Consider the following 6,462-nt stretch of genomic DNA (forward strand, 5'->3'; position numbering starts at 1 on the left):
CGCGAGGCTTCATACCCTTTTGTAACCTTTCGGTGTGGAGTCGCCCGATTGCTGGGCGTAGAATCATTCACGAAATGCGTTTCGTCTGTGTTTCCGCAGGGAATCTGCATCTCAGTGCTTCGGAACGGAGGCACATCCGTGGGACCCGCCCGTTCGGACCCCGGTGCCTCCGCGAGTCCGAGCCCGCGCCTCCCACGGTGAGTCCCCCATTCGGCACCTACCTGCCCAGGGAGGTGCGCATCGTGCGTATCACCGGCAGCAGTACGAGGCGACACCCTCACGACGACGCCCCCGACACCGGCGAGGCCTTCGACCGGCTTCGGCGGCTGCCCGACGGGCCCGAGCGTGAGGCACTCCGGGACGAGCTGGTCAGGGCATGGCTGCCCATGGCCGAGCGCATCGCCGTCCGCTTCCGCGGCCGCGGCGAGGCCCTGGAGGACCTCTACCAGGTGGCGGCCCTCGGCCTGGTGAAGGCCGTCGACCACTACGACCCGGCTCGCGGCCACGCCTTCGAGGCGTACGCGGTACCGACCGTGACCGGCGAACTCAAGCGTCACTTCCGTGACCACATGTGGACGCTCCACGTCCCCCGCCGCGTGCAGGACCTGCGCAACCGCGTCCGGCGCGCCACGAAGGAACTGTCCCAGACCACCCCCGGCCGGCCCCCGACCGTCGCCGAGATCGCGGAGCACGCCGATCTCACCGAGAGCGAGGTCCGCACCGGCATGGAGGCCCTGGAGTGCTTCTCCGCGCTGTCCCTCGACGCGGAGATGCCCGGCACCGACGGTTACGCCCTCGGTGACGCCATCGGCGGCCCCGACCCGAGCTTCGACGTCGTCGTCGACCGGGTGGCCGTCAAGCCCTGCATCGAGGCCCTGCCGGAGCGCGAGCGGACCATTCTCTACCTGCGGTTCTTCCAGGGCATGACCCAGAGTTCCATCGCCGAACAGCTCGGCATATCGCAGATGCACGTCTCGCGGCTGCTCAGCGGCTGCTTCGAGCACCTGCGGGAGGAACTGCTCGCCGAGGTCCGGTGAGCGGTTGTCCTCACTCGGAGGAGGAGCCCGGGATCTGCGTCGGGCCGTGGCGGTCGAGAGCCGCCTCGAGCTCGGCGCGGATCTGCGGCGGAATCTCCCCCGTACGCCCCCACAGAAGGATCAGCTCGGCGACTTGGCGCAGCTTGATGTTGGTGTGCTGCGAGACCTCGCGGAGGACGGTCCAGCCCTGGTCGGGCGCGACGCGCCCCAGCGCGACCATCATCCCGATGGCCTGGTCGACCACGGCGTGGGAGGTCACGGCCTCCTTGAGCTGCTGGACTTCTTCCTGCAGCTCGATGATCCGTTCCGTCTCGTCCGCGGGTTCACCCGGTCCGGTTGCCACGGATTCATCCTCCTGCTTCGGCCAGCCGTGCGCCAGTGGGGTACTCGGCAGGCGGCTCGACCGGTTCCGGTTGGACACTGGGAGCAGCATCCAGGCTGCCGCCCTCACGACCCCCAGGACGAGTGCCATGAACGACCGACCGACACCCTCCGCCAAAGAGGTCGTCACCACCCACTCCGTGTTCGGTGCCCCTTGCTGGGTCAGCCTGACCAGCCGCGACCTGCCGGCCACCGAGGCCTTCTACAGCGCCGTGCTGGGCTGGCGGTGGCGCTCGGCCAAGCTCGGCGACAAATTCCGGATCGCCCTGGCGGACGGCGCGCCGGTCGCCGGCATCGCCGGAGTCGCCTCGATGTGGCAGATGGCCGTCGCCTGGACCCCGTACTTCGCGGTCGCCAGCGCCAACGAGGCCGTCGCCCGCGCCCAGGAGCGCGGCGGCACCACCGCCGTCGGACCGATCTCCTTCCCGCCCGGCCGGGCGGCCCTGCTCGCCGACCGTGACGGCGCCACGTTCGGGATCTGGGAGGGCGAGCTGATCACCGACTGGGAGACCTGGCGCCGGGCCGCCCCCGCCTTCATCCGGCTGCACACCCGCGACGCCTTCGACGCCGCGATCTTCTACGGCGAGGTCCTGGAGTGGGCCACCACCCGGCCCGGCTGCTGCGAGGTCCACTACGAGGGCGACGAGGTCGTCCTGCGCAGTGGCGGCGACGTCGTCGCCCGCATCGAGTCGGGCGCGCTCGAAGCCGCCCCCGACCCCACCATCCGGCCCCACTGGCAGGTCCACTTCGCCGTCGACGACGTCACCGCCTGCGCCCGCACCGCCGAGCAGCACGGGGGCAGCGTCCTCGGCAAGACCGCCGACGACGCCGTCCTGCGCGACCCGGACGGAGCGCAGTTCACGGTGACTTCACGTCGCCAGCCCTGAGCCGAAAGGCCCTGGCCCCGCGAGGGGGCCGTCGGCTCACCTCGTCCCGCGGGAGGGGCGGGACAGCAGGGTCAGGCTGCGGGCGCCGACCGGCACGATCGTTCCGGCCTTGTACTCCGTCTCGTCCGGCACGCCCTGGGGGTCGGCGGTGTCGACGAGGGCCGTCCAGCGCTCGCCGTAGCTGGAGTCGGGCAGCTTGAAGTCGACGGGCTCCCAGTAGCTGTTGAGCAGGAGCAGGAAGGAGTCGTCGACCACGGGCCGGCCCTGGGGGTCGGGTTCGGCGATCGCGTCGCCGTTGAGGAAGACGGCGACGGAGTGCGCGTCGGAGCGCTGCCAGTCGCCCTCGGTCATCTCGCCTGCGTCGGGCGCCAGCCACACCAGGTCGGGCAGCGGCTGACCGGCATGCGTGACGGTCTCGCCGCGGAAGAAGCGGCGGCGCCGCAGCACCGGATGTCCGGCCCGCAGCTCGATCAGCCGCCGGGTGAACTCCAGCAGTTCTCCCTGCTCCTCGGTCAACGCCCAGTCGATCCAGGACAGTTCGTTGTCCTGGCAGTAGGCGTTGTTGTTGCCCCGCTGGGTGCGGCCGAGCTCGTCGCCGTGGCAGAGCATCGGGATGCCCTGCGACAGCAGCAGCGTGGCGAGGAAGTTGCGCTGCATGCGGCCGCGCAGCTCCCGCACGGACGGGTCGGCGGTCTCGCCCTCCGCCCCGCAGTTCCAGGACCGGTTGTCGCTCTCGCCGTCCCGGTTGCCCTCGCCGTTGGCCTCGTTGCGCTTGTCGTTGTACGACACGAGGTCGCGCAGCGTGAAACCGTCGTGCGCGGTGACGAAGTTGACGCTCGCGCGCGGCCGGCGCCTGCTGTGCTGGTAGAGGTCGGAGGACCCGGTCAGCCGGGAGGCGAACTCACCGAGGGTGTTCTCGCCGGTGCGCCAGAAGTCCCGCACGGTGTCGCGGTAGCGCCCGTTCCACTCCGACCACAGCGGCGGGAAGTTGCCCACCTGGTAGCCGCCCTCACCGACGTCCCACGGCTCGGCGATCAGTTTGACCCTGCTGATCACCGGGTCCTGCTGGATCAGGTCGAAGAACGCCGACAGCCGGTCCACCTCGTGGAACTGCCGCGCCAGGGTCGCCGCGAGGTCGAAGCGGAAGCCGTCGACATGCATCTCGGTGACCCAGTAGCGCAGCGAGTCCATGATCAGCTGAAGGACGTAGGGGTGCCGCATCAGCAGGCTGTTGCCGGTGCCGGTGGTGTCGTAGTAGTGCCCCCAGTCACCGTCGACGAGACGGTAGTAGGAGGCGTTGTCGATGCCGCGGAAGGAGAGGGTGGGGCCCTTCTCGTTGCCCTCGGCGGTGTGGTTGTAGACCACGTCGAGGATCACTTCCAGACCGGCCGCGTGCAGTTCCTTCACCATCGACTTGAACTCCGCGACCTGCTCACCGCGAGTGCCGCGGGCGGCGTAGGCGTTGTGCGGGGCGAAGAAGCCGATGGTGTTGTAGCCCCAGTAGTTGGACAGGCCCCGGTCGCGCAGCACGCCGTCCTGCACGAACTGGTGCACCGGCATCAGCTCGACGGCCGTCACCCCGAGCGACACGAGGTGTTCGACGACCGCGGGGTGCGCGAGACCGGCGTAGGTCCCGCGCAGTTCGGGCGGCACGTCCGGGTGCGTGCGGGTCAGTCCCTTGACGTGGGCCTCGTAGATGACACTGTCGGCGTACGGGCGCCTCGGCGGGCGGTCCTCGCCCCAGTCGAACCACGGGTCGGTGACCACGCCCAGCATGGTGTGCCCTGCGCTGTCCGCCGGGTCGGGCCCGGACGCCGTGCGCTCGTACAGCGAGGGGTGGTTGTCGATCTGCCCGTCGACGGCGGTGGCGTACGGGTCGAGCAGCAGCTTCGCCGGGTTGCAGCGCTGGCCGAGGGAGGGGTGCCAGGGCCCGTGGACCCGGTAGCCGTAGCGCTGGCCCGGTCCGACGCCCGGGAGATAGCCGTGCCACACGAAGCCGTCGACCTCGGTGAGCGGCACGGCGCGCCCGTTGCCGGCGTCGTCGAAGAGCACCAGCTCCACGCGCTCGGCGACCTCGCTGAACAGCGCGAAGTTGGTGCCCTGACCGTCGTAGGAGGCGCCCAACGGGTAGGGGTGCCCGCTCCATGCGGGCACCCCGTCCCTGCGGGTCCGTCGCGCGGTCACCGGGCGTCCTCCAGGACACCCTCGGCATCGCGGGTGAGGCCGGCCAGCAGCGCGGCCGGGACCTCGCGGGGCACCTGGAGCACCTCGCGCAGGCTCGGCGCGGGCACCCTCGGCACCAGCGGCACGCGCTCGCCGGCGCGGGCCCGCTGCGAGAACCAGATCACCTTGCTGCCGGTGTCGGTGGCGCAGCAGCCCCAGCCGTCGCTGGTCGCGGCGAGGTGTTCCAGGCAGTCGCGCAGGTCCTGGTCGGGGCGCAGGTCGCAGTCGTTCTCACCGATGGCGGTGATCAGGTGCTGGCCGTTCCACCACATCTCGATGGAGGTGCGCTTGTCGGTCGCGTGTTCGTCTATCGCCGTCAGCAGCAGTTCGGCCGCGCGGCGGACGGGCTCGACGATCGTGTCCAGGTCCCAGTAGCGGAGATGGGCTGCCAGGATGCGTCCGACCTGTCCGACGCGTTCCGGGCTGACTTCCACGTCGAGGTGGTAGTAGCAGGGCACTGCGGTCTTCATCGTCGTTTGCTCCTCACCGGCCAGGCTCTCGCCGCTCCGGCTCTCATGAACCGGCCCCGAACACGAAGCGTGAGCACCGATCGCTTCTGAGTGACCTCTACAGTGAGGCGGCTAGTCCATTCGTGCAACACGAGACACGCCGAAGATTCGTTGAAGCTCCAACAAGACGCTGGGTCGTCGTACGTGCACCATGAGTGAAGGCCCCGAGCGCCCCCGACCGTCGGGACGGCGCCGTTCGCGGCCCCCGGGAGGTGAACCCCGCCATGCTGCTACCCGCCGAAGCCGAAGTCGCCCGGCAGCTGCGGCGGTACCGGGCCTGGGAGCGCCTGATGCTCGCGGCCCCGGCCGACCGCACGGTGCGCGCCACTTTCGAGGACTCGGGATACACGCTGTGCGTGCTGATGGGGAAGCGCTGCGCACGGGAGGCCGCGGACGCCGCCGAACGCTTTCTGCGCCAGGGCGCGGCCGCGTTCCTGCGCGAGCCGGAGCAGAACGGCCGGATGCACACACACCGGGGGACACGCCGCCTGCCGTTCACGGCCCGGCGCACCACCGCGGGAAGGTAGCCCCGTACGGGAAGACAGCCCCTTGGGCAGCCCCTTCCCGGCGAAGTAGGCGTAGTACGCGCAGGACCCAGCAGCGGCCGGACAGGCCGGCGTCGAGCACGGCGGAGGAGAGACCCATGAGCGCGCCCGAGACCATCGGCCGCATCCCGGTTCGCGACGTCCACCCGGTGGTGGAGCGCGGCCGGCGTCCGGCCAAGGCGGTGGAGGGCGAGACGTTCCAGGTCTCCGCCACGGTGTTCCGCGAGGGCCATGACGCCGTCGCGGCGAACGTCGTCCTGACCGACCCCGCCGGGCGGCGCGGCCCCTTCACGCCGATGCGCGAACTCGCCCCGGGCACCGACCGCTGGGGCGCCGACGTCACCCCGGACGCGCCGGGCCGCTGGAGCTACCACGTGGAGGCCTGGAGCGACCCGGTCGCCACCTGGCGGCACACCGCCTGCATCAAGGTCCCGGCCGGCATCGACACCGGCCTCGTCCTGGAGGAGGGCGGCGACCTGTACGAGCGGGCCGCCGCGTCCGTGCCCAAGGGGCCGGACCGCGCGACGCTCCTGGAGGCGGTGGAGCTGCTGCGCGACGACTCGCTCCCGGTCGCGACCCGGCTCGCGGCGGCCCTGACACCGGACGTGGACCGGGTCCTGGCCCGCCATCCGCTGCGGGATCTGGTGACGGCCTCGGAGCCGTTGCCGCTGCTGGTGGAGCGTGAACGGGCCCTGTACGGCTCGTGGTACGAGTTCTTCCCGCGCTCGGAGGGCACGCCCGAGAACCCGCACGGCACGTTCCGCACCGCCGCCCGCCGGCTCCCGGCGATCGCGGCGATGGGCTTCGACGTGGTCTACCTGCCGCCGATCCACCCGATCGGCACCACCCACCGCAAGGGCCGCAACAACACCCTCGACGC

General features: G+C 71.0%; 7 protein-coding genes. 4 read left to right on the top strand and 3 right to left on the bottom strand.

Annotation, left to right across the window (positions count from 1 at the left end):
• Positions 1-242: 242 nt before the first annotated feature.
• On the top strand, positions 243-1,037 hold the full coding sequence (locus ACIQ6Y_RS39230) for an RNA polymerase sigma factor SigF (protein WP_404047695.1): 795 nt from the start codon (positions 243-245) through the stop codon (positions 1,035-1,037).
• Between the two features lie 10 nt (positions 1,038-1,047).
• On the opposite strand, the gene ACIQ6Y_RS39235 is transcribed toward ACIQ6Y_RS39230, so the two are convergent.
• Positions 1,048-1,380: an ANTAR domain-containing protein gene (locus ACIQ6Y_RS39235; RefSeq protein ID WP_404047699.1), complete on the bottom strand. Its 333-nt coding sequence runs from the start codon at positions 1,378-1,380 to the stop codon at positions 1,048-1,050.
• Between the two features lie 127 nt (positions 1,381-1,507).
• Between ACIQ6Y_RS39235 and ACIQ6Y_RS39240 the strand changes: the two genes are divergently transcribed.
• Positions 1,508-2,305 carry a VOC family protein gene (locus ACIQ6Y_RS39240; protein ID WP_404047702.1) on the top strand — a complete coding sequence of 266 codons (798 nt, stop codon included), beginning with the start codon at positions 1,508-1,510 and terminating at the stop codon, positions 2,303-2,305.
• A gap of 36 nt (positions 2,306-2,341) precedes the next feature.
• Here the strand turns inward: ACIQ6Y_RS39240 and glgX are convergent, their stop codons facing one another.
• Both glgX and ACIQ6Y_RS39250 read right to left on the bottom strand, forming a co-directional pair.
• On the bottom strand, positions 2,342-4,489 hold the full coding sequence (gene glgX, locus ACIQ6Y_RS39245) for a glycogen debranching protein GlgX (RefSeq protein WP_404047704.1): 2,148 nt from the start codon (positions 4,487-4,489) through the stop codon (positions 2,342-2,344).
• The gene (locus ACIQ6Y_RS39250; protein ID WP_404047707.1) at positions 4,486-4,998 is read right to left on the bottom strand and encodes a pep a2; all 513 of its coding nucleotides are present in this window, start codon (positions 4,996-4,998) and stop codon (positions 4,486-4,488) included. The genes glgX and ACIQ6Y_RS39250 overlap by 4 nt, the downstream gene beginning before the upstream one ends.
• 263 nt (positions 4,999-5,261) lie before the next feature.
• On the opposite strand from ACIQ6Y_RS39250, the gene ACIQ6Y_RS39255 reads away from it, so the two are divergent.
• Complete coding sequence (locus tag ACIQ6Y_RS39255; protein WP_404047710.1) at positions 5,262-5,564, top strand: DUF5133 domain-containing protein; 303 nt, start codon at positions 5,262-5,264, stop codon at positions 5,562-5,564.
• Between the two features lie 116 nt (positions 5,565-5,680).
• A partial coding sequence (locus ACIQ6Y_RS39260; RefSeq protein WP_404047713.1) for a maltotransferase domain-containing protein occupies positions 5,681-6,462 on the top strand: 782 nt, incomplete at its 3' end.

Origin of the sequence: Streptomyces sp. NPDC096205 (genome assembly GCF_044763135.1) — a bacterium.
GTDB lineage: Bacteria > Actinomycetota > Actinomycetes > Streptomycetales > Streptomycetaceae > Streptomyces.